This window comes from Sphaerospermopsis aphanizomenoides BCCUSP55 (genome assembly GCF_001586785.1).
Classification (GTDB): domain Bacteria; phylum Cyanobacteriota; class Cyanobacteriia; order Cyanobacteriales; family Nostocaceae; genus Sphaerospermopsis_A; species Sphaerospermopsis_A aphanizomenoides_A.
Window position 1 is genome coordinate 72,392 of sequence record NZ_LUFH02000006.1, and the last position, 21,931, is coordinate 94,322.

Annotated in this window: 22 protein-coding genes and 1 pseudogene; 12 read left to right on the forward strand and 11 right to left on the reverse strand. The window is 38.5% G+C overall.

Annotated elements, in window-relative coordinates; translation table 11 throughout:
- Nucleotides 1-74: 74 nt before the first annotated feature.
- Nucleotides 75-923 carry a prohibitin family protein gene (locus A0J48_RS02885; RefSeq protein WP_200320157.1) on the reverse strand — a complete coding sequence of 283 codons (849 nt, stop codon included), beginning with the start codon at nucleotides 921-923 and terminating at the stop codon, nucleotides 75-77.
- Between the two features lie 403 nt (nucleotides 924-1,326).
- On the opposite strand from A0J48_RS02885, the gene A0J48_RS02890 reads away from it, so the two are divergent.
- The 4 genes from A0J48_RS02890 (at nucleotide 1,327) to A0J48_RS02905 (ending at nucleotide 5,470) form a co-directional block, all read left to right on the forward strand.
- Entirely contained in the window at nucleotides 1,327-3,135 is a 1,809-nt protein-coding gene (locus A0J48_RS02890; protein ID WP_200320159.1) for an ABC transporter ATP-binding protein, read from the forward strand.
- Nucleotides 3,136-3,188: 53 nt separating this feature from the next.
- On the forward strand, nucleotides 3,189-3,614 hold the full coding sequence (gene ccmS / locus A0J48_RS02895; RefSeq protein ID WP_234300683.1) for a beta-carboxysome assembly chaperone CcmS: 426 nt from the start codon (nucleotides 3,189-3,191) through the stop codon (nucleotides 3,612-3,614).
- Nucleotides 3,615-3,701: 87 nt separating this feature from the next.
- A complete protein-coding gene (locus tag A0J48_RS02900; RefSeq protein WP_200320161.1) occupies nucleotides 3,702-4,256 on the forward strand; it encodes a hypothetical protein in 555 nt (184 codons plus the stop codon).
- Between the two features lie 194 nt (nucleotides 4,257-4,450).
- Entirely contained in the window at nucleotides 4,451-5,470 is a 1,020-nt protein-coding gene (locus A0J48_RS02905) for a Gfo/Idh/MocA family protein (protein WP_200320163.1), read from the forward strand.
- A gap of 27 nt (nucleotides 5,471-5,497) precedes the next feature.
- Here A0J48_RS02905 and A0J48_RS02910 read toward each other — a convergent pair whose 3' ends face one another.
- The gene (locus A0J48_RS02910; protein ID WP_234300684.1) at nucleotides 5,498-6,844 is read right to left on the reverse strand and encodes a Gfo/Idh/MocA family protein; all 1,347 of its coding nucleotides are present in this window, start codon (nucleotides 6,842-6,844) and stop codon (nucleotides 5,498-5,500) included.
- 398 nt (nucleotides 6,845-7,242) lie between these two features.
- Nucleotides 7,243-8,142: an alpha/beta fold hydrolase gene (locus A0J48_RS02915; RefSeq protein WP_200320164.1), complete on the reverse strand. Its 900-nt coding sequence runs from the start codon at nucleotides 8,140-8,142 to the stop codon at nucleotides 7,243-7,245.
- 125 nt (nucleotides 8,143-8,267) lie between these two features.
- On the opposite strand from A0J48_RS02915, the gene A0J48_RS02920 reads away from it, so the two are divergent.
- The 5 genes from A0J48_RS02920 (at nucleotide 8,268) to A0J48_RS02940 (ending at nucleotide 14,038) form a co-directional block, all read left to right on the forward strand.
- Nucleotides 8,268-8,579, forward strand: a complete 312-nt coding sequence (locus tag A0J48_RS02920) for a carbon dioxide-concentrating mechanism protein CcmK (RefSeq protein ID WP_200320166.1) — start codon at nucleotides 8,268-8,270, stop codon at nucleotides 8,577-8,579.
- Between the two features lie 82 nt (nucleotides 8,580-8,661).
- Entirely contained in the window at nucleotides 8,662-9,012 is a 351-nt protein-coding gene (locus tag A0J48_RS02925) for a carbon dioxide-concentrating mechanism protein CcmK (protein WP_200320168.1), read from the forward strand.
- A 748-nt stretch (nucleotides 9,013-9,760) separates the two neighbouring features.
- Entirely contained in the window at nucleotides 9,761-10,948 is a 1,188-nt protein-coding gene (locus tag A0J48_RS02930) for a HetZ-related protein 2 (protein WP_200320170.1), read from the forward strand.
- Between the two features lie 510 nt (nucleotides 10,949-11,458).
- Nucleotides 11,459-12,142, forward strand: coding sequence for a Crp/Fnr family transcriptional regulator (locus A0J48_RS02935; RefSeq protein WP_200320172.1), 684 nt, complete (start codon nucleotides 11,459-11,461; stop codon nucleotides 12,140-12,142).
- A gap of 108 nt (nucleotides 12,143-12,250) precedes the next feature.
- Entirely contained in the window at nucleotides 12,251-14,038 is a 1,788-nt protein-coding gene (locus tag A0J48_RS02940) for a M61 family metallopeptidase (RefSeq protein WP_200320174.1), read from the forward strand.
- 106 nt (nucleotides 14,039-14,144) lie between these two features.
- On the opposite strand, the gene A0J48_RS02945 is transcribed toward A0J48_RS02940, so the two are convergent.
- Nucleotides 14,145-14,885: a 2-phosphosulfolactate phosphatase family protein gene (locus tag A0J48_RS02945; RefSeq protein ID WP_200320176.1), complete on the reverse strand. Its 741-nt coding sequence runs from the start codon at nucleotides 14,883-14,885 to the stop codon at nucleotides 14,145-14,147.
- A 425-nt stretch (nucleotides 14,886-15,310) separates the two neighbouring features.
- Nucleotides 15,311-15,460 (reverse strand): hypothetical protein, encoded by a 150-nt coding sequence (locus A0J48_RS26715; protein WP_234300685.1) that lies wholly within the window; start codon nucleotides 15,458-15,460, stop codon nucleotides 15,311-15,313.
- Nucleotides 15,461-15,663: 203 nt separating this feature from the next.
- Between A0J48_RS26715 and A0J48_RS02955 the strand changes: the two genes are divergently transcribed.
- Both A0J48_RS02955 and A0J48_RS02960 read left to right on the forward strand, forming a co-directional pair.
- Nucleotides 15,664-16,092, forward strand: coding sequence for a hypothetical protein (locus A0J48_RS02955; RefSeq protein WP_200320177.1), 429 nt, complete (start codon nucleotides 15,664-15,666; stop codon nucleotides 16,090-16,092).
- Nucleotides 16,093-16,129: 37 nt separating this feature from the next.
- Nucleotides 16,130-16,645 (forward strand): hypothetical protein, encoded by a 516-nt coding sequence (locus A0J48_RS02960; RefSeq protein WP_200320179.1) that lies wholly within the window; start codon nucleotides 16,130-16,132, stop codon nucleotides 16,643-16,645.
- A gap of 65 nt (nucleotides 16,646-16,710) precedes the next feature.
- Here the strand turns inward: A0J48_RS02960 and A0J48_RS02965 are convergent, their stop codons facing one another.
- The 6 genes and pseudogenes from A0J48_RS02965 to A0J48_RS02990 all read right to left on the reverse strand — a co-directional run bounded on the left by A0J48_RS02965 (nucleotide 16,711) and on the right by A0J48_RS02990 (nucleotide 21,151).
- Nucleotides 16,711-17,061 carry a DUF5615 family PIN-like protein gene (locus A0J48_RS02965; RefSeq protein ID WP_200320181.1) on the reverse strand — a complete coding sequence of 117 codons (351 nt, stop codon included), beginning with the start codon at nucleotides 17,059-17,061 and terminating at the stop codon, nucleotides 16,711-16,713.
- Nucleotides 17,058-17,294, reverse strand: coding sequence for a DUF433 domain-containing protein (locus tag A0J48_RS02970; protein WP_194055641.1), 237 nt, complete (start codon nucleotides 17,292-17,294; stop codon nucleotides 17,058-17,060). Before A0J48_RS02970 ends, A0J48_RS02965 begins: the two co-directional genes overlap by 4 nt.
- A gap of 107 nt (nucleotides 17,295-17,401) precedes the next feature.
- On the reverse strand, nucleotides 17,402-17,710 hold the full coding sequence (locus A0J48_RS02975) for a hypothetical protein (protein WP_200320183.1): 309 nt from the start codon (nucleotides 17,708-17,710) through the stop codon (nucleotides 17,402-17,404).
- 131 nt (nucleotides 17,711-17,841) lie between these two features.
- Nucleotides 17,842-18,312, reverse strand: a pseudogene (locus A0J48_RS02980) (Uma2 family endonuclease); the annotation flags it as partial.
- A gap of 188 nt (nucleotides 18,313-18,500) precedes the next feature.
- Nucleotides 18,501-20,744 carry an FdhF/YdeP family oxidoreductase gene (locus tag A0J48_RS02985; protein ID WP_200320185.1) on the reverse strand — a complete coding sequence of 748 codons (2,244 nt, stop codon included), beginning with the start codon at nucleotides 20,742-20,744 and terminating at the stop codon, nucleotides 18,501-18,503.
- A gap of 194 nt (nucleotides 20,745-20,938) precedes the next feature.
- Nucleotides 20,939-21,151, reverse strand: coding sequence for a helix-turn-helix domain-containing protein (locus A0J48_RS02990; protein WP_200320187.1), 213 nt, complete (start codon nucleotides 21,149-21,151; stop codon nucleotides 20,939-20,941).
- A gap of 175 nt (nucleotides 21,152-21,326) precedes the next feature.
- On the opposite strand from A0J48_RS02990, the gene A0J48_RS02995 reads away from it, so the two are divergent.
- Nucleotides 21,327-21,815, forward strand: coding sequence for a hypothetical protein (locus tag A0J48_RS02995; protein WP_200320189.1), 489 nt, complete (start codon nucleotides 21,327-21,329; stop codon nucleotides 21,813-21,815).
- Nucleotides 21,816-21,931: the final 116 nt, after the last annotated feature.

Genomic DNA, 21,931 nt, shown 5'->3' on the forward strand with positions numbered 1-21,931 from the left:
TTGGTGTGTTGATGAATGAAGATAGTAAGCATCCTATTTTAGCTCAAGGCTGACGGCTGAATGCTGACTCAAAATCAAGATTGGTTTGGCATCTTCCCTAAGTTGAAAATGAAGGGTATGCTACCTTGAGAACCTTCACCTATAACTAACACATTTGGCATTTGTGCGCCGCCAGTTTTCCAAGCTTCAATTGCTTCTTTCTGTAAAACCAATTGTCCTCCTTGAGCTTTGAGGGTTTCTGCTAAGAGTCGTTGAGCTTCGGCTTTACCTTTAGCACGATTAATTTCTGCTTGAGCTTCTTGTTCGGCTTCTCTGGCTATATAGACGGCTCTTTGCGCTCGCTGTTCCGCAATTTGTTTTTCTTCAACTGCTCGCGCAAATTCTGGTGAGAAGGTCAAGTCAACCACGCTCGTATCCAATACGATTATTCCATATTTATCCAAGCGATCGCCTAATGCTGTATCAAAGTCTTCTTTTAATTCACTTCGTTTAGTAATTGCTTCTTCTACTGTGCGTTTTGCTGCTGCTATTTTAAATGCTTCCTGAGTCTGTGGGGCAATAATTTTGGATACAATATTCTCTAATGTCCCTTGTTTCCTCCTCACTTCCACGACTTGAGTAGGATCAATCCGAAAGTTGATAGCAAATCTCGCCGTTAAATTTTGCAAATCTTTGGTAGAACTTTCTGCCGGAACTTCAAATTTTTGTACTGTCAAATCATAGACATCTATCACAGATATAAACGGAGGTTTTAGGTGAATACCCTCCAGTAATGCACCATCTTTAGCTTTCCCCAGAATACTAATAACTCCAGCTTGTCCAGGATTAATAATTACAAAAGAATTCAGCCCCAAAATTACCACTATGGCTAATAAAATTCCTAGAATGGAAGTTGACAAATTGCCTAGTTGTTTAGTGTTCAAAATTTTTTCTCCTAGCTAGTTATAAAATAATACGTCACATAAAACAGAAAGTAGTTGAAAAAAAGTAGTAATAATTTGATTTATCATCAACATCAATTACGTAAAATATCTCTGAAACCCTCTTTTCTTTGTGTTCTTTGTGTTCTTTGTGTCCTTCGTGGTTCATTGTTCCGTAACTTGTGCGTAAATCCTAATCAATTATCAATTGCGGCATTCCCTGTGTAAACTAGATAAATAGTAATTACAGGATTTTTCATCTATTTAAACCAAACTCTCAATTACTCTCTGTGTCTCTGCGACTCTGCGTGAGCAAAGAAAATATAGTTAATCTACCCGTAAATTGCCGTAAAAAATAATAACTAGATTCTGTGATAAAATTAACTACAATTAATTGTATACGGTTGTGGCTAGAGAATTAAAATCTCACAGATTATCAAGAAGGCGTAGACATTCTGTTCATCCCCTCCAACGCCTGTTTGACTATGGACATGAGTATAGTCAGCAAATTTGGCTGGCAACTGGGGCTTCTATCCTCAATAAAGTTTTTGACTTAGCACCACCAGCATTAATCGGTATTGCAGTGGATGTGGTTGTCAAACAACAAGATTCTATCATTGCTCAGTTAGGTGTTAAACCTATAACTTGGCAATTCGTAATTTTATCATTGCTCACCGTTGTTACTTGGATATTAGAATCATTTTTTGAGTATCGCTATAAATTGTTATGGCGTAATTTGGGGCAGAATATTCAGCATAATTTGCGGCTGGATGCCTATAAACATCTACAAAATTTGGAATTAGCTTATTTTGAAGAACGCAGCACAGGTGGTTTAATGTCCATCCTCAGTGATGACGTGAACCAATTAGAGCGTTTTTTGGATGTAGGCGCAAACGATATTATTCAAGTAGTGACAACAATTGTCATTATTAGCAGTGCATTTTTTATTTTAGCTCCTAGTGTGGCATGGATGGCCATGTTGCCGATGCCATTTATTCTGGCTGGTTCGGTTGCGTTTCAGAAATTACTTGCACCCCGCTATGCTGATGTCCGGGAAAAAGTCGGGTTACTTAATGGCAGGTTATCGAATAATCTCAGCGGCATTACTACTATTAAAAGTTTCACATCGGAAGATTATGAAGCAGCGCGTGTAGAAGCTGAAAGTGATGCTTATCGCCACAGTAATGCTAAAGCAATTGCGCTTTCTGCGGCTTTTATTCCCCTGATTAGAATGTTAATTTTAGCAGCTTTTACAGTCTTATTAATTTTCGGGGGCATGGAAGCCGTTGCCGGGAGATTAGCTGTAGGTGCTTATAGTTCATTGGTATTTTTAGTTCAACTTTTGTTGTGGCCTTTAACTAGATTAGGAGATACTTTTGATTTATATCAAAGGGCAATGGCTTCTACTAATCGGGTGATGGATTTGTTAGATACTCCCATTGAAATTCATCCAGGAAATATCAATTTACCAGTAGATTTGGTGCGGGGAATTGTCGAATTTCAAAATGTCACTTTTGCCTATAAAGATAGACCACCAGTCATTAAAAATCTATCTTTAGAAATACCCGCAGGCAATACCATTGCTATTGTGGGTTCTACAGGTTCAGGTAAAAGCACTTTAGTAAAACTTTTGTTGCGATTATATGAAGTACAGTACGGAAAAATAACTGTAGATGGTGTGAATTTACAAAGTTTAAATTTACGAGATTTACGGCGTGCTATTGGGTTAGTTAGCCAGGATGTATTTTTATTTCATGGTACGGTAGCTGAAAATATTGCCTATGGGACATTTGACACTACCACTGAAGATATCATCATGGCAGCAAAAGTAGCGGAAGCAGATGATTTTATTATGCGCTTGCCCCAAGGTTATGAGACAATTGTGGGAGAGAGGGGGCAAAAGTTATCTGGTGGACAAAGACAACGAATTGCCATCGCTCGTGCAGTCCTAAAAAATCCACCGATTTTGATATTGGACGAAGCTACCTCCGCCGTGGATAATGAAACAGAAGCCGCTATTCAGCGTTCCCTAGAAAGAATTACCGTGAATCGGACGACAATTGCGATCGCTCACCGTCTTTCTACTATCCGTAACGCCGATTGCATTTATGTCATGGAACACGGACAATTAATCGAATCAGGAACCCATGAACAACTAATAGAGAAAGATGGCGTTTACGCTGGTCTCTGGCGTGTACAATCCGGGTTACGATAGTAAAAGCACACACCCATTTTTAATTTTTAATTTTTAATTTTTAATTGGTGATCATGTTTAGTAGTACCAAACCAGACACAGGTGATAACAAGTGGAGACGGCTTTTAGATAAGTTTGTCAAAAAAAATCAAAAGGAATTAGCTGCGTTATTTTGGGGATTGTGGTTAGAAAATGGCGATAGTCAAGGTACTATTGGTATTGATTTACAACCGCAGCCACATTTTGTTTATTGTCCCCAAGTAGAGGTGGAAAAATTAAATGCGCGAGTTGAAAATCGACTGCAAGAACTTCTAGGAATTATTGATAATAATAAACCAGAAACGGAAGTTTTGATGATTGGTATTGGCAAGGGGGAAATAAAGTTAATTCAATTTGCACCTGAACCAGCACCGCAAGTTTGTTTTGAGGAAGTTGGTAAGGACGTGGATAGTTTGTTGGAATTGTTGGAAGAGAGGATGAGTGAGGAAATTGTTTTTTAACGCAGAGGTACGCGGAGGAAAGCGCGGAGGTACGCGGAGGATTGATGGAAGATAGGCTAATGAATTACTGAATGATTGGAGAAAATAATGGCTAAGAAAAATCTTTCTGACTTAATACAAGAAGAAGCACAAAAATTTACACCTCCAGTTGGGGAAACAGCAATTGATGTCACTGCACAAAAAGTTGTAGAAGAAAATTCTCCCCCCGTAGAAGAATTAACTCCAACTGCTAATAAACGAGCAACTCCGACTAAGGCAGATTTAGAAGTGACAATTAAGGAATTAACTGCAACCTTAGAGAAAGCACAGAAAAAAGAAGTTTCTCTCAGGGAGCAAATTAGTGATTTAAAAACAGATTTATCTGTACAAAAAGCTTTGTCAGAACGTTTGACTACAGAACTTTATGAAACCAAGAAAACAGCACTGCAATTAGCAGAATCTAACTCTAAATTGATAGAAGAAATTAATGAATTCAAGAAAGTAAAAGAACCAGTCAAAGAACTGAGTAAAGAACCAATCCCAGCAACTTCCAAATCTTTATCTATTAATCCCAAAAAATCACACAGATCACCGGAAAAACTCCAAGAAAAGCCAAATCAAACCAATGATGATTTCGCAAATAACACTTGGTTGTACGATTAAAATCGTCAGCATTCAGTGATCAATGTATAATTGATAATTGGTTAATTTGGTTGAAACTCTCTCTTTTTCCAGAGAACGACCAAGACCTTTCCTTACTTTCAACCGTCTACCCTTGAGGGAGAGGAAATTTTCCATTGTCAATTATTGAACAGCAGTCAGCTAAAACCATTTCTGAGAGTTTTAAGAGATATTTAATGACTTCAAATCTTAAAAACATTAGATGGGGAATTCTAGGTACTGGTAAGATTGCTCAGAATTTTGCTTTTAGTCTTACGGAAATCGAGAGCGCAGTAAAGCATTCAGTAGCCTCAAGAAATCCCGCTAATGCCGTGAATTTCTCCCAAAAATTCGGTTTTGCCAATGCCCATCAAACCTTTGAGGAGTTTTTCAGTCACCCAGATATTGATGTAGTTTACATTGCTACGCCTACTAGTTTACATCATGAACACTGTCTCATGGCGCTAAACAGTGGAAAAGCGATTCTCTGCGAGAAGCCATTTACTCGCTCATGGGAAGAAGCATACCAGGTAGTAGAGCAATCCCGATCACGTGGTCTATTTTGCATGGAAGCAATGTGGATGCGGTTTAACCCTTTTATACAGGAATGCAAACAAATAATCCAACAGAAGCACATTGGAGAGGTATGTTCTTTAAACTTAGGAATCGGCTACCAAAAGGATCTGGCGAAGCTAGGACAACCAGAGGATGGACGTGGGGCAATGCTTGTCTTTGGCTGTTACGCTCTTAACCTGGCTTTTTTCTTGTTTGGTGAGCCGCAAAATTACCAGTGTCAAGTAATTCGCACAGATACAGGTGTGGATGTTAATTGTGCAGTTATCCTAGGTTATCCAAATCATACTGTTTCCATCACTGCCAGTATAAACGGTACACAATCTAACAATGTTCACATTGTGGGTACAGATGGCAGCATTCATATCCCATCACCATTTATAGATCCCACTGAGATGCAGGTGTTCAGCTCCCGCAGTCCGAAAATAACAATAACACAACGAATCGGCAGGAAATTGGAAAGGGTAGCTAAACCTCTAACCAGTTTATTTCCTAAATACGCAAATCCCGCTAAGATTGGCCTCACTAAGGAAGCGGAAGAAACTATGCGTTGTCTGCGTCTAGGTTTAATAGAAAGTCCAATAATGCCGCTGAATGAGTCACTAGCAATTCATCGACTTCTGGACGAGATTCAATCATCATAGTTGCTAAAAACTACTTTACCAAACTCCTTAAATCAGGGGCTGAATTTTCGGAAAAGTGCTTTGGATTTGCTTATGATGGTTAAACCGTTGCGGATACTGAAGACATTCGATGATCTCAACAATATGAAGTCCCAATTCACCAGAGAGTCGGTGAGGTCGGTTATTCTGTATTGACTCCAGCATATCTTGTGGTCCACGGAAGAAATCGACGAATTTTCCCGATCCAGCTGGACGAAATGATTTGGTTTTGACCATTGGATACTTTTCATAGTAACCCAAGTGACCAGTTCTTATTTGCAACTGCTTGGCCACAGACTCAACCTTGGATTTGACCCTAGTTAGCAACCGCTCTACAAGTTTTTGATTTTCATAAGTAGAATCTCTGTGAATTAAAACCGATTCCTGATCGTTACGCAAATAAGGAACAAAGAGAACTCCATTATCGCCGATAATCGTTAGAGATTTATCCATAGGAGCAACTAACCCAGCTGTTACTCTGGCAACAATGCCGTCATTGTACTCAATACAGCCAACGGAAAAATCTGGTGCCATCTGATCAACTGGAATTCCCTTATCCGGTATTTGGCAGGAAGAAAAGGCTGTTACTTTTTGCGCTGGCCCGAAAAAAGCAGCCAACCAGGTGAGAAAGTAACCTGCGTGTTCATAGGTACAACCAATCTCAAATTCATCTTTTGCAGGCCAATAAGCCCCCGATTTGGTTTGCCATGACCATGGTTTCATTTTGGGAGCAATCATTCCATCATCGAAGTTGGCATACACTAATCGTACTTTGCCGATCGCACCATCTCTGATGGCTTTCCATAGGGTTTGCGCTGTGTCACTTAAGACGCTACAGGGAGCGCAACCAAGTCGGACATTTCTTTCCTTCGCCATATTGATGAGTAGATGTGCCTCGTTCATGTCCATTCCTAATGGCTTTTCAGTATAAACGTGCTTATTGGCATTAATAGCAGCAGCAGACACAGAGAAATGGCTTCTGGGATTGGTCAGATTCAGGATCATTTCCACTGATGAATCCTCCAGAACTGCTTCCAGTGTGGGATAAGCTTTGAGAGAAAAAAATCTACAAAACTCATCACGTCGAGTCGCATTCTGGTCAAATGCTCCCTGGACAACAAAGTCGGGATGAGATTTGATGTTATTGAGATAGAATTCGGCAACGTAGCCACATCCAATGATGGCAATTTTCATCTGTGTCAGGAATCTAAATTGTGAAAATAATAACAAATAGCCTAAGACTGAAACATCCAGGTAAATCAGACCAATGGTTGATTGAGAAAGCAATTCATGATTTAGACCGCGATCGATGGCGTTAATTAGGGGATGCTGATAGCGGAGCGTGGCGTAAGCCATATAAATGCAAAACCATGATAAATTAAGGGATTCAGGCTGATAAAAAAGAAAATAGGTGCAAGGTTTTTAAAACTAGGAGTGGAAAAATCGAGCATTTTGAGGGTGAAATCTCAAAAATTTGTTGCTAACAGATAGCCCTTTCCTCTTGCCTCTTGCCTCTTGCCTCTTGCCTCTTGCCTGCCCCCACGAGAAGACTTTTATGCCTAACGGCACGCTACGCGAACAGCAAACCCTAATTATTGCTTATGAAACTAATAAGAGACACCAAACGGTTAGGTGGTGACAGGTTTCTGCACTTAAAAAACTCAAATCAACCTATGCGGGATAAGCTGGCTATAAACACCTGCCTCTCTTGCCAGTTAATATTTATACTTTCACCCTGGCGATCGCTAATCAGATTAGAAATTCCTAAAATCCAAGGCTGAGTTAATATGTTGGGCTGTAATTTCTGGTTTTTCTAAGTGTGGGATATGACCACAATTTTCAACCCAAATCAGTTGACTGTGGGGTATAGCTTTTGCCAACTTTTTAGCATCCCCAGTCCCCAAAATTTTATCTGTATCGCCCCACAAAATCAGCGTTTGTTGTCGAATTTCTGCTAGTTGCTTCAATTTAAAAGCTGTGTAACCACCACTTTTAGTAAAAGCAATCAACGCTTGACTCCAATTAGGCATTTTGAGGTGTAGATCTCCACAGCATAAAGCGTCATCGGCAATGAGACTAGGATTTTTATAAGCAGAACGACAAATGCGATCGCGCACCTTGGGATTTCGCAAAAATTCAGCCGCTAAAGAATATAAGGGCGCAAACATCAATTTACTCAAAGCCGAGCCGCCCTTTAACCCCGCACTATCTATCAAAACCAGTTTTTCTACAACTTCTGGGTAAGTCAAGGTGAAATCAATGGCCGCAGCACCTCCCATTGAAGCACCAACCAAAATGACAGGTTGGTTAATCAGGGTTTTCCAAAAATAATATAGATGAGTTTTAATAGCTGCTGGACTGTATGCAATATCCGGCTGTCTATCTGTAAAACCAAAACCCAGTAAATCTACCGCCCAAGTTTCACTTTTTGCAGCCAGCAGAGGTACAAGCCGCCGAAATTCTAAAACAGAACTATCAAAACCGTGAACTAATAAAATCGGTGTACCGCCACTACCTTGCTGTACGTAAGTAGTAGTGATCGGTTCAGGACTTAAAGGAGTAGCAATCGCTTGACTTTGGATACTGTGCGCCAAAGCGATAGAAGCGGGTTCACTTAGTTGCCCAACTGCGGCAGGTAAAAAACTTGGAAACATAAACACCAGTTTACCTGACAACTGACCACGGATCATAAAAAAAGAAAATTTTCCTAAATATTCAAATCGGTACAAAACCCTCGTACAATAAATATCACTTATTGCTGATTCAGGAGACTCAAGCCATGCCAGTGGCGGTTGGTGTAATTGAAACTTTAGGTTTTCCCTGTGTACTAGCAGCAGCAGATGCAATGGTTAAGTCTGCCGCTGTCACCATCGTTTATTATGGCATTGCAGAAAGCGGACGTTTGCTGGTCGCTGTCAGAGGACAAGTTGCAGAAGTTAAAACAGCAGTTGCAGCTGGAATCGCTTCTGGAGAAGAAGTTTATGGTGGTCAAGTAATAACTCACTATATAGTTCCCAATCCCCCAGAAAATGTGGAAACCATTCTCCCGATCCACTTCACTTCCAAGTCAGAACCTTTCCGCATTTTTTAAATGAGTTTACTGGTAATGTTAGAAACACAACTTGCTCAAATTAACTGGTAGCACATAATTTTATTCATAAAGGAGATTAATAATGTCACTACAGGCAGTTGGATCATTAGAAACAAAGGGTTTTCCCGCAGTTCTCGCAGCCGCAGACGCGATGGTAAAAGCTGGACGAGTCACCCTGGTTGGATATATCAGAGTTGGTAGCGCCCGCTTCACAGTCAATATTCGTGGTGACGTTTCCGAAGTCAAAGCCGCTATGGCTGCTGGTGTAGAAGCAGCAGAAAACGTATATGGTGGTACTTTAGAATCCTGGGTAATTATTCCCCGTCCCCATGAAAACGTGGAAGCAGTTCTTCCTATCGCTTATACAAATGAGGTTCAACAGTATCGAGATTCTGTAGAAAATCCCATTGTTAGATCCTCCAACGCCAGATAGATTTAAGGGTGTAAGGGTGTAGGAGTGTAGGGGTGTAGGGGTTTTCCTCTCCTCGAACCTGATTTTTTTTCATCACTTTACCCCTTTGTCAAAACCCTTAATTTTTCGTTTTTTTGCCTAAGTCCTACCGAGCCAGGAATCAAGTTTAAGTGGACTCATTGAACCAAGGATACTCGTCCATTTATGCAGGGGATTGTCAATACTTAGATAACACAAAAGAATTACTGCAACTCCGTGATCTCCGTCACAGTATACCTATAGCCTATTTATAGTAATATTCTAATACTGAAATGAATGAGGAGTTTTCGCCTTTACAAAGTTAAAACACTATTTTTGTAGAAAAACTATTTGGGATACAAAAATCTAAACCTTTGATTAATATTACTTCTCAATTTTACCCTTGAGAATTATTGTGAAATACAAGGGTATTAATCGAGTGGTTGCTTGCATATAAAACTTAGTAAGTTACAAACCAACCTTACTACTTTTATTTTCCACTAAATACCAAGAAATGTAAAGAAGTAAGCTCAAAAATAACTAGATAAAGTTGAAACTTACACAGTAAATATACGTCTTAGCTAGTAATTAATCATATTTACCAGGAATTGGGAAATTAAACTACCTGAACCAGCAATTTATGCATTATTTAAGTGGTTAAGACGTAATACAAAATCAGTACACAAATTTCCCGAATTAGCGAATTGAGAATTTTCAGATCAGAACTAGCGGTTAGTAATTATAGGTTGGGATGGGGGTTGTGATGCAAACTTTAAAACAGAGTTTCGAGGAACGCAATCTCACTATGGAAAATGATGCGGCAAATCTGGCGCAATACTGGCAAAAGCGACTCAATGCGGAATGTCCAGAACAAAGTGAGGCTACTAGACAAGGTATTATGCTCTGGCTGTTGGGGGTAGACTTAAAACGATTTGAGCTACTCACTCCCAAAGAAATAGAAATTGCCAAGCAAGCAATGGAATATCGCTGGCGAATTTTACAGCAACGATACCTAGGCATGGGGAGAGAACGCGCTTATAGAAACCTGCTCAGTCGATTGGGAAGTGTGATGACACTGAGAAATAAAATTCAGACTTGGGTAGCTCTCAGCCGCGATCGCCAACGTAGTGTCATGGACGTATTACAAGAAGTCCTCCAAGAACTGCTGCAAAGTGATTCATATATGCAGCAGCAAATGTCCAGCATTGCGGACATTACCACCGATAGAAGATTGCAGGACACCTTACTGTTCGCCAGTATAGAAGAGTATTGTTTGCGCCCAGTCCGCAACCAACCCCTATTAGTGTATCGTTTTGTTAACTACCTACGGCGCATTCAGCGCGGTGGACTAACCCAAGTTCCCACCAATGACTTAATCAGACTAGTTTCCGACGAAGTTCTCACAGAAGATACAGATAATCCACTCAACCTGGTAGATAGTCAAGCGATCGCTCAATATCAAGAAGCACAAAAACTAGAAGAACAACAATCACTACGTCAAGCGGTACATGAGGAATTTGAGCAATATTTACTGCAAAATTTAGGTCAGCAAGCAGTAGATTGGCTGAAACTATATCTTGAAGGCAAAACCCAAGAAGAAATTGCCAAAAACCTGAATAAGCCGATTAAGGAAGTATACCGACTGCGCGAAAAAATCAGCTACCATGCCGTGCGTGTTTTTGCCATTAAAGGTAAACCGGAACTTGTCGATAACTGGCTCTCCATTTCCTTGCCAGAACACAACTTAGGTCTAACACCATATCAATGGCAACAACTTGAGGAAAAATTAACACCTGTTGGTCAGCAGATTCTCAAGTTACGGAGACAAGGCAACTCCATAGAAGCAGTAGCCCAAAATTTACAACTTAAAACTCATCAAGTTTTAGGCGAATGGACAAAAGTCTATCTAGCAGCACAAGCCTTGAGAACTCAAGATTAATAGGGTGTAGGGTGTAGGGTGTAGGGTGTAGGGTGTAGGGTGTAGTGTGTAAGGGTGTAAGGGTGTAGGGTGTAGGGTGTAGACGAGAATAATCTCTTGCCTCTTGCCTCTTGCCTCTTGCCTCTTGCCTTCTGTCACCTGTCACCTGTTACCTGTCACCTGTCACCTCTTGCTCCTGAACTCCTAACTAGCAAATTATATTAGTAACTTATGCTATATAGAATAGTGTAAGTATTGCCTGTGAAAAAACTAAAGATATACCAACTTATACCAATTTGAAAAATGAATGCGACAGATGGAAAGATGAAAAGCTTATATACAGCAGATTGCAGATCAATAAGGTACAGAATCTAAATTCAAAGCTGGACAACAAGCCAGTTTTACACCTGACTCCTGACTCCTGACTCCTGAATTCTGCTGTATCAAGGCTTTCACAATCTAAAATCCAAAATCCAAAATCCAAAATGGTATTAGTTTTCCGCTATTGAATTAATTCCTTGTGAATATTTCATGCAAACCGAGGTTTTTAGCGATCTTTTCCCCTTGTTGAGTACAGCCAATCCCCAAACTTTGGAATGGCTGCTCAATGTAGCAGTTGAACACGAATACCCCTCTGGACGAGCAGTTTTGATGGAAGATGCCTGGGGTAATGCAGTCTATTTCTTGATTTCTGGTTGGGTGAAAGTCCGGCGCACTAATGGCGATAATTCCGTGACAATAGCAATTTTGGGACGGGGTGATTTCTTTGGTGAAATGGCGGTTTTAGATGAATCCCCACGTTCAACTGATGTGATTGCCCTTTCAGCAGTTCAATTATTGACTGTCTCCAGAGAACGTTTCATCCAAATCTTGTTTAAAGACCCACAGTTACATCACAGGATGTTGCAATTGATGGTGCGACGAGTGCGGCAAATAAATATACGCTTGCAAATGCGGTCTTCACCACCAGCGGTCAAACTCGCTCACACTTTAGTTAGCCTGAGTGATAATTATGGTCAGGAGTCAAATCAAGGCAAGGAGATTTTTTATATCCCATTTAAAGATTTGGCAGAAGTCACTGAAATTAGCCTGGACGAAACTACCAAAATTATGGAAAAGCTTCATGAAAAAGGATGGATCAAAATTGACCCTGCTCACAACTCTATTTATATCCTGAACCACAAGCAGCTAGAAAATCTGGCTAATAAAATCTAATCTGTACTGAGTGTTAAGGTATCATGCGGTGATCGCATATTGACTATTGACTATTATCAACTATAGAGTGTTGACCATTAACTAATAACTATAGACTTGGCGCACAAGATGATTGAACCAATAGCAATTAGTTTAAAAACTCAAGTTCAGGAAATTGATTCAGTAATTCATTACTGGGTAGCAATGCCCCAACCAGAAACCCATCTGTTTGAGGTGACTTTACATCTTGTCGGCTACCCATTACCAATTCTTGATTTGAAAATGCCAGTATGGACACCAGGGTCTTACTTGGTGCGAGAATATGCCAAAAATGTACAGGATTTTGCTGCCTTTGCTGGTGCTAATCCGTTAAATTGGCGAAAAATAAGTAAAAATCACTGGCAAGTAGAAAAAGGCGATGCTTCTGAAGTGATCCTGCGTTATCGTGTTTTTGCCAATGAGCTATCAGTACGCACAAATCACTTAGATGCTACCCACGGTTATTTTAACGGGGCAGCACTGTTTTTAAGAATTCCTGGTTGGGAAAAGCGACCGGTTAATATTACCATCATCCCACCACACCATGAATGGAAGGTAACGACAGGTTTACCATCAGTTACTGAAGAAGCCAATACTTTCTGTGCTGCGGATTTTGATACTCTGGTTGATACTCCTTTTGAGATTGGTAGCCATGATTTGTATCACTTTGATGTATTAGGAATACCTCATGAGTTAGCAATCTGGGGAAAGGGGAATTGTCAACCCCAAAAGATGTTAGAAGACTTTCAAAAAATTATTGAATTTGAAGCACAAATGTTTGGGGGGTTGCCATATCAAAGATATGTATTTATCTTACATTTATTTAAACAAGAAGCCTATGGAGGCTTAGAACATAAAAATTCTTCTTCTTTAATTTATCATCGGCTGGGATTTCGTGGTCAAGATAAATATGAAAAGTTTATCCAATTAGTAGCACACGAGTTTTTTCATTTGTGGAATGTGAAACGAATTCGCCCCAAAGCTTTAGAAGTTTTCGATTACGATCAGGAAAATTACACACAGTCTTTATGGTTTTGTGAAGGCACTACAAGTTACTATGATTTGATAATTCCTTTCCGGGCAGGAGTTTATGATATAAAGTCATATTTTCATCATTTGAATCAGGAAATTACCAAATATCTGAAAACCCCTGGACGTAAAGTACAACCACTGTCTGAATCTAGTTTTGATGCTTGGATTAAACTATATCGCCCAGACCCTAATAGCGGCAATTCCCAAATTTCTTACTATTTAAAAGGGGAAATGGTGTCGTTATTGCTTGATTTATTAATTCGCTCTCGCCATGGTAATCAGCGTTCTCTCAATGATGTTATGTCAAAAATGTGGGCGCAATTTGGCCAAGCGGAAATTGGTTATACTCCAGAACAGTTAAAAGAGGTAATTGAGTCTGTAGCGGGCATAGATTTATCTGATTTCTTTAACCGCTATATTCAGGGATTAGATGATCTACCTTTTAATGAGTATTTAGAACCTTTTGGTTTGCAATTGGTAGAAGAATTTGAATTTGAACCTTATTTAGGTGTGAAAATCAAAACTGAAAATGGACGAGAAATAATTAAATTTGTGGAAATGGGTTCTCCTGCTAATACCGCAGGAATAGATGCTGGTGATGAGTTATTAGCAATTGATGGAATTAAGGTGGGAACAAGTCAGTTAAGTGAGCGTTTGAAGGATTACCAACCTGGCGAGACTATTAATATTACTGTTTTTCATCATGATGAATTGCGTAACTACTCTGTCACTTTAGCAAAACAACATCCCATTAAATATGAGTTACGTCCAGTAGAAAATCCTGATCCTATTCAGCAAGCAAACTTTTGTGGTTGGTTAGGTGTACCATTATCAACTATTAAGTAAACAATTATGTAAGCATTCAGCCATTAGCTTTCAGCGGATCAGAATTTATTGAGCAAAAGTTTTGGCTGATTGCAGATTGCTGATTGCTTACACAATAACTTTTTAGTTATTTATTCTGTCTTTTTAAAACACCTGGTTCGTGCTGAATTGGTAAAACATCTAAAATATCTGTTTGGGAACAATATTTTAAATCTTCTAAACATTCCAGACGTAACAATCGCTTACCGTGACTAGCTTGGTGGAATAATCCCAATAGGTCATTTTGCCACTGAGCATAAAGAGCGATCGCACTAGTAACTTCATCATTACCAACTAATTCTGTGAGGGAAGAGTTGGTTTGTTGCCAAATACTATGAGCGATCGCACCCGCACAAACGGTATCCTCTAAAGAAAAACTGCCTTCCCAGCCAGAACCAACAATCCAGACTGTTTCTGGTTGTTTTTCTAGGAGAAATTTCACCACCGCAGCCCGATTAATTAACGCTGCTGCAAGGACAATAGGAGCATCTTGTATGCGTTGTAAGGCACGAGTACCATTGGTGGTACTAATAAACAAGCGTCGTCCTTGTACCAGTTCTGCGGTGCAATCTAGGGGAGAGTTACCCAACTCAAAGCCAGTCACTTTCGCGCCGCCTCGTTCTCCAGCCCGTAATCGTTTTTCAGCAGGCCATTTCTCGCTCACTTCCATTAGTAAGTCTAAATCGCTGAAGACTTGCACAGCCTCGCCTCCAGCCGCTAAAACTGTCGCCATTGTGCTAGTGGCTCGCAAGACATCGACGGCGATCGCGCATTCTGGCGCTTCATCAGTTGGGGTTAATTCTGGAGTATGATATACAAATATCTTCACGGGCTAGATATACCTGCTCTATACTACTGAGGTTATATTCTACCTACTTCATGTCACCAACAGTTAATACTAAAACTCTATATCTTCAGTAATACATAAATACTATAAAACCTTACAAAGCCTATTTAGCAAGGTTTTAAGCTTTCAGGCTTGGTATTATTTCTTCTAATCGAAAAGATAGAAAAAACTGGAGATTGTCTAAATTATGATTTCCAGGATGAAGATGAGTATTTTTTCGCCTCTCCCAAAATAATACCCAAAAAGTGATTCCTGCGGAGAGCTTCGCTAACGCAGTTCACAAACCCTTAATCATCTGCTAAAGTTTCCAACTCATCAGAAATCAAATTTTGCCAATCTTCATCACAATGGGAATGTAGATGAATTAAAGCTACCAGCAATTCTGAAAGAATTTTACCCTTTTGGCGTTAGCTGCGCTCGCTGAAGGCATTGCTTAATTCAGAAAGTTGTAATTGATTAACCAAAAAAATTACATTTTGGCATTCTTCCTGTAGTTCCATTAATAACTGATTAAATGTAGAATTTTCACTGCTAATTTTTTGATTTGTGAGCTTCATTAGTTTTTACCCAATCTGATAAAATCAAGGTGAGTCCCTACCTACATCAAACAGCGATACCTTCGGTAAGCTAACGCTAACGCACTTCTATCATACCTAAAACAAGCTATCACTCCTCGTAGTCCCCCTCAAAAGCGATACCTTCGGTAAGCTCGTTTTAGCTTATAATCCCTGTGATTGAGATTTATCAGGAGTGCCATAAATTGTCATTGAATGAATTAGAATATATAGAGATTGTTGAATCTGATATTATTGATGATACAGTCGAAGTAAGTAGTGGTTGTGAGTGGAGAGGTACAGGAAAAGAACCACAATGGGATAATCCCAAATCAACTAAGGCTTATGATCATATTATCCGTGATCATGGTGCAAAGTTTAAAGCTAGTAATTTACAGGGTAGAGCATCTAGTAAAAATCAAGATCAAGGACAATGGTTAAATGATCAAGATTGGTTGAAATTGGAAAAATTAATTCCCAATTATTATGGAAATTATATTATTAAATTTAATCGTCCCATTGGTAGAGTATATCATACTGATGGCAGTGTTACAGACAATGTAATTTATGCTCTAATTGGGAGAAATCCAGATGGTACAATTAAATATGCTTATCCGATAGTAAAGCCTAAATAAAATTCAAGAAAATTAATAAAATTAAGGGGTAATTATAATGAATAAACTTGAGCAATTTAAAATTAGATTAGCAGAACGAAATTTAGAGAATTTTGCGGATCCTCCTGATGATCCTTTAGGAGAATTATCTCAGTTTGAATTAGGGTTAAGAATGTTCTGTTATGAATATGATCACAAAGTGATTGTAGAAATAGGAGAAACAAAATTTAATGTATTTTTTGACCCAGATATTTGTATGTTATTAGAGGAGAGATTGGCTGAACATATAGGAGATTTACAAAGTGGTAAAACTATTCGTTTGGACTTTGCTGAAAGTTATTGGATCATTATTAATTTTGTACCTGTTGGTAAGGAAATTAAATGTTATTTAAGGGAGGTTGGTTATTCAACTGAGGAAAGATTAGTGATATTGAATAAACAGCAAGTTGTGGATGAGTTGAGGCGGTTTTTGACTGAATTGATGGATATGGCTGTTAATTTGGGTTATGTTAGTTTGGAGGATAAAGAGGAGTTTATTAAACCTGCTTTTTGTGATGTTCAAGTTTTAGTATAGCGATCGCACTTCCAACAACCCAAAAAACAGCCAAATGACAAGGCAGTACTTGCGCTGCGCTAGCGCTAATGAATAATCAAACTATCTCTAGTCATTTCCAAGAAATCATGATTCATAAATAATTCGACTATTTGGGTAATATTTTCGAGAAAAAGTTGTTCAATTTGTTTATTACTAATATTACCTGTGGTGATTAATAGTAGTTTATAAGGTTCTTGTTTGATTAAAAAGGAATCTAAAAAATCTTTATCTTTAGTAATCACAATTCTCTGTTCTAGGATTGATAATTTGTTAATTTCTGAATCGGGAGTTGCATTTTGTAAAGGAAGATTTTTGGTATGTATAACATCATAACCTAAATTCTCTAATAAATTGGCAATTCGCATTGGTAATTGAGCATCAATTAAAAATTTCATGAAACTAATTGGAGGATACTTTTAACTTGAGTGAGTCGAGTAGCAAAGTTGAGAACTGCTAAAATATCTTCGTATTCTAAATCATCATAGTCTTCTAAAATATCATCAATGGACATTCCTGAACTCAAAAGTTCTAAGATCATTTCCACTGGATAGCGTAATCCGCGAATACATGGTTTACCATGACAAATATCATGGTTGATTGTTATTCTATTTAATAGGGGGTTATTCATGATTTTTGATGTTATGTTGATACTGAATTAATTATATCTGATTTTTTAAATTTTATGAAAATAGAAACTAATATCCTTAATTCTAACATTATCTTCACAATAACACTCTAGGATTGATTAAACTTGATTGCAATACCAAGTCCAGTGAGTCCAACTGAGATAATAACTCCTACAGGAAAACCAGAAATAACTGCAATAAATGTTATTACACCTATACCCACTAAAATACCTGTAATTATCTGTCCTTTGGTTGGTTCTGAAGATGATGTGCTAGGTTTTGAGGGTGATGTAGATTGAGGTAATGAAGTTGAAGATGGATAGGATAAACTAGGTGAATAGTTAGAGTTAACTGTATCTTCTGGGTCAAAATGATAGTCTACATAGTTGATAGAACTAACTCCACTCCAGCCGCCCAATCTAAGTACCCAAGCAAAATTAATTGTACATATTGATTGAAAACAAAAATGTCTGTATTCCTTACCTATTCCCTATTCCCTCTTCCCTATTACCTCTCCTAACTATAAAATTTATTTTGCACGACTACTTATCTTCTAGCTTTGAGATTATAAACTGTTAAAACTTTGTCTCCTAAATGTAAATGAGGATCATAAACAACATAATGATAAACCCGCATTTTTTCATAAATTTGGAGTTTTTTACCTAGTTCCTCACCTTCTTGGTTAGAAACTATTTCTATCGCTACTTCTGGAACTTTACCAAACTTCCAAACTAGATAACAACGGTTTTGTTTTTCCCACCAGTTTTGAGGAATTTCTACATCAAAACTCACAAATACATCAGGAACTATAGCAGGTTCACCATAGGTATGATAAACACCAACATTAGCTACTGCTAAAAACTTCTGATTCTGTAAAGAACTATAAAGAGAACCGACTAATAAACGTTGTTGTTTTGCGGATAAAATATTATCCACAGGTGTATCATCTTCTGTAACTAGCAGGTTGGCATCTGGTACATCGCAATTATCAATATCATTGATTAAAAGTTGCTCAACCATAGTTTTCTCTACTTTATCCACTACTTAAAGAATGGAGTTTTTAATATTATAACAAATGACAGGTGACAGGTGACAGGTGACAGGTGACAGGTAACAGAAATAAAAGTCTAGAAATTAGTTATTTCTCTGCGTTCTCTGCGCCTCTGCGGTATGCCTGACGGCACACTGCGCGAACGTTTCTCCCCATTTTATTGATAAACAAAAACCGGAACTCTTTTATAAGCAGGTGTGCCACTTTTTGGATCAATTTTCGCTTTAAATAACACATTCGCTTCAGGATAAAACATAAAAGCCACCCCTTCACGAATTGCACCACAAATAATTTCAATATTCTCTAATTCTCCTGCATCACCTTTCACTGTTACTCGTTGATGTTCCTGAAATCCTGCTTTTTTAATATCCAAACTATTCATCAAAATACAATGACGATGGGGCATATTTCGATATTTATCTTCACTGCGATAAACTACAGTATTATGTTGTCCATAACTGCGCCCTGTAATTAATATTAATACAATTCCTGGCTTATTTTCTGCAACTTCAAATTCTGTTTGATCAGGCAATGATAATTGCGGTAAAGGTGTAACAAACATCTGCGCTTTACCATCAGATGTGGGAAATTTCGGTTCTTCTAAAATCCGCCCTGCAATCATAAATTCTTCTTGATTTTGATCAATTTCACCTATTTTTTCATACCCAGGAATAGTTTTAGAAATTAATTCTCTCACATAAACTGTATCTTGTAGCTTCCGCCAATTGATCGGATTTTCCCCATGTAAACGATGGGCAATTTCTGTAATTAATTCTATTTCCGAAATCAACTCAGAATTATGTGGTTGTAAATGACTTTTACCTTCATCATTTAACCGCACAAAGTTATTACCTGATTCCGTTGTGGTTTTATGAGGATTTTCAAACCGATTAAAAACTGGTAATATTAAAGTTTGCGTTTTTGCTAATCCGTGAAAATGTCCTAAATTCGGTTTAGTAGATACATAAAAAATGGTTTTTATTTGCGATAATGCCTGTTTTGCTTGTTGTAAGTCTGGGTTAGCTGCATACAAATTCCCACCTAAACAAAATAGGGTATCTACCTTACCTGTTTCTGCTGCTGTTATTAAATCACGGGTATGATAACCAGGTGTGTCACTGAGAGGTTTTCCTAATAGTTTGGATAGTGCTTGTTTGATTTCTTCTCGCAAGTGAACAGTCACACCCATTGAACCAAATCCTTGTACATTGGAATGTCCACGAATGGGCATTGTTCCCGCACCAATTTTACCTGCGTTACCTGTAATTAAGGCTGTATTGGCTATACTAAATATGTTATCAACTCCGTTTACTTGCTGCGTTACACCCATTGCCCAAGCAAAAACTACTCTTTCTGATTTACCTATTACATAAGCTGCTGCTGTGATTTCTTCTGCGGATATTCCACAGGTATTAGTGATATTTTCCCAAGGTGTATTTTGGGCATAATCTAGAATTTGTTGCCAATCTTTTGTATATAATTTTAAGTATTCTGTTTTAATGAAATTCTGTTCAATTAGTGATTTTTGCAATCCTATAAATAAGGCTACATCACTACCAGGAATTGGTTGCAAATATAAAGAAGATATATCTGAACCACCGGTTAGTAATGATTTAATGGGAAATGCAGGAGAGGCAAATTTAACTAAACCGATTTCAATTTGGGGATTAATAATAATTACTTTACCGCCTCTTGACCGCAATTTAATTAATTCGTTCATCAATCGCGGATGGTTGGCTGGTGCATTAGAACCAATTAAAACAAGACAATCACTATGTTTGAGGCTCTCTAAACTTACCATTGATGTGCCTGAGCCAAAAACTTTTTTTAACCCCACTGTTGAGGGTGCGTGACATAAATCTGAACAATCGGCTAAATTATTACTACCAAGCGATCGCATTAATAATTGCAATAAATAAGCCGCTTCATTAGATGAACGTCCAGAACTATAACTAGCAATCCTTTCTGGTGCTAAACTAAAAGCTTGTGCAGCGATTTGGTAAACTTCTTCCCAGCTAATACGCTCATAATGGGATGATCCGGTTCTGAGAATGAGAGGATAAGTTAATCTACCCAAGCGATCGCATTCTTCAGATGTCAGTTGTTGTAATTCACTAATACTATATTGTTGGAAAAAATCTGGTTTAATTCCTGGTTGCAATTCCGCTGCTATTGCTTCTACACTTTTAGCACAGCGTTGTAAATATTCTCCCGCTTCATTGACAAACCCCCCTTTTTGTCCACCCGTACCCCAAGCACAGGATAAACACGCACTTTTATGATTAAGAGTTTGCCATAATTTTAATCCTTGTGGTGAGAGAGTTTGTTCTACCCAATATTGAATTACAGGTAAACCACCCCCAGCAGGGGAGTTAGACTTGCTTTCAGGTGAATTATCCATAGTTAGCTAAATCTCAACTCGTTTAACTAACTATATGATGACGAAAAATTCCAAATTTAACACTGTAAGTATTCAGCTATCAGTAATCAGTAATCAGCTTTTACCTAACACTTTGCGTCTAAGAAAGCGGGATCTCCTGACGGAGATTGTGTCTTTGCGCGAAACCAATCTTGTTTAAACAAGAACGCCCAAAATTACTCTTCTACAACTTCCACCAGATCCTCAATCATCACATCCAAAGCGCGAGCCATTTTCAAGATAGATGTAAAGTCTACCATAGCTAGTCCCGGCGCTCTTGCATAGGCTCGCACAGAACTATAAGCAACACCAGAACGGTCAGCGACATCTTTCAGCGTCCAACCCTTCTCATCAGCAAATTCTCTAATTCTTAGCTTAATCAGCCCCATTGACTATTGACAAACGATTGAATTTTATCGTTTAATGTATTGTATCAGATAAAACGATCGCCTCCGGCCTTGGAAACTGAAAAGCGATCGCATTCAAAACATTTTTTTTACCAGAATTTATTTTCACTAACGTTAACTAACGAAGCAAAAATTTACCCTAGTTACAAGCATTTTTATGGTATCATCTTTCCTAGCAAAAACAACACCTTTGAGATCATCAAAAATTGTCCATAAATCGTCAACTCTTCATCCACAAGCAAGATTTGTCACAGAAGAAGCAGTTTGCGTGATGTTTCAAATTAGTTTTGAAAATATTTACACCGTGGAATGCTGGCGCTACGTAGTTTACGTTCACGGTAAAGGTTTAAGTAAATTTGTCAGTTACGCGGATTTTCCGCCTATTATTGGCGTAGGTTCACCCACCACCCAAGACTGCATCAAATGGCGTAAACGCTGGCGCAAACATCATAATTATGCCCAAAGAAAGCACGCTCCCTATTGGTGGACAGAATTTTTTACTCGTCACTTTGGTAAAGCTGACTCAGAATTTGTGTTAAAGAGTTGGTGGCAATTAATTGCATTAATTAATTTTGCCTTTTCTCCAGAAAAATTGGATCAACTCAGAAGCAGCTATAACCAGCAAAAAACGATGTTATTGGTGTAACAGGCAAGAAGCAAGAGGCAAAAGAGCAGAGTTTAGGAGTATGGCTTACGCCAAGCTGCGCTATAAAGAGTAAGAGGAAAGAACGAAAATTTCCCCCTGTCTCCCCTGCCTCCCCT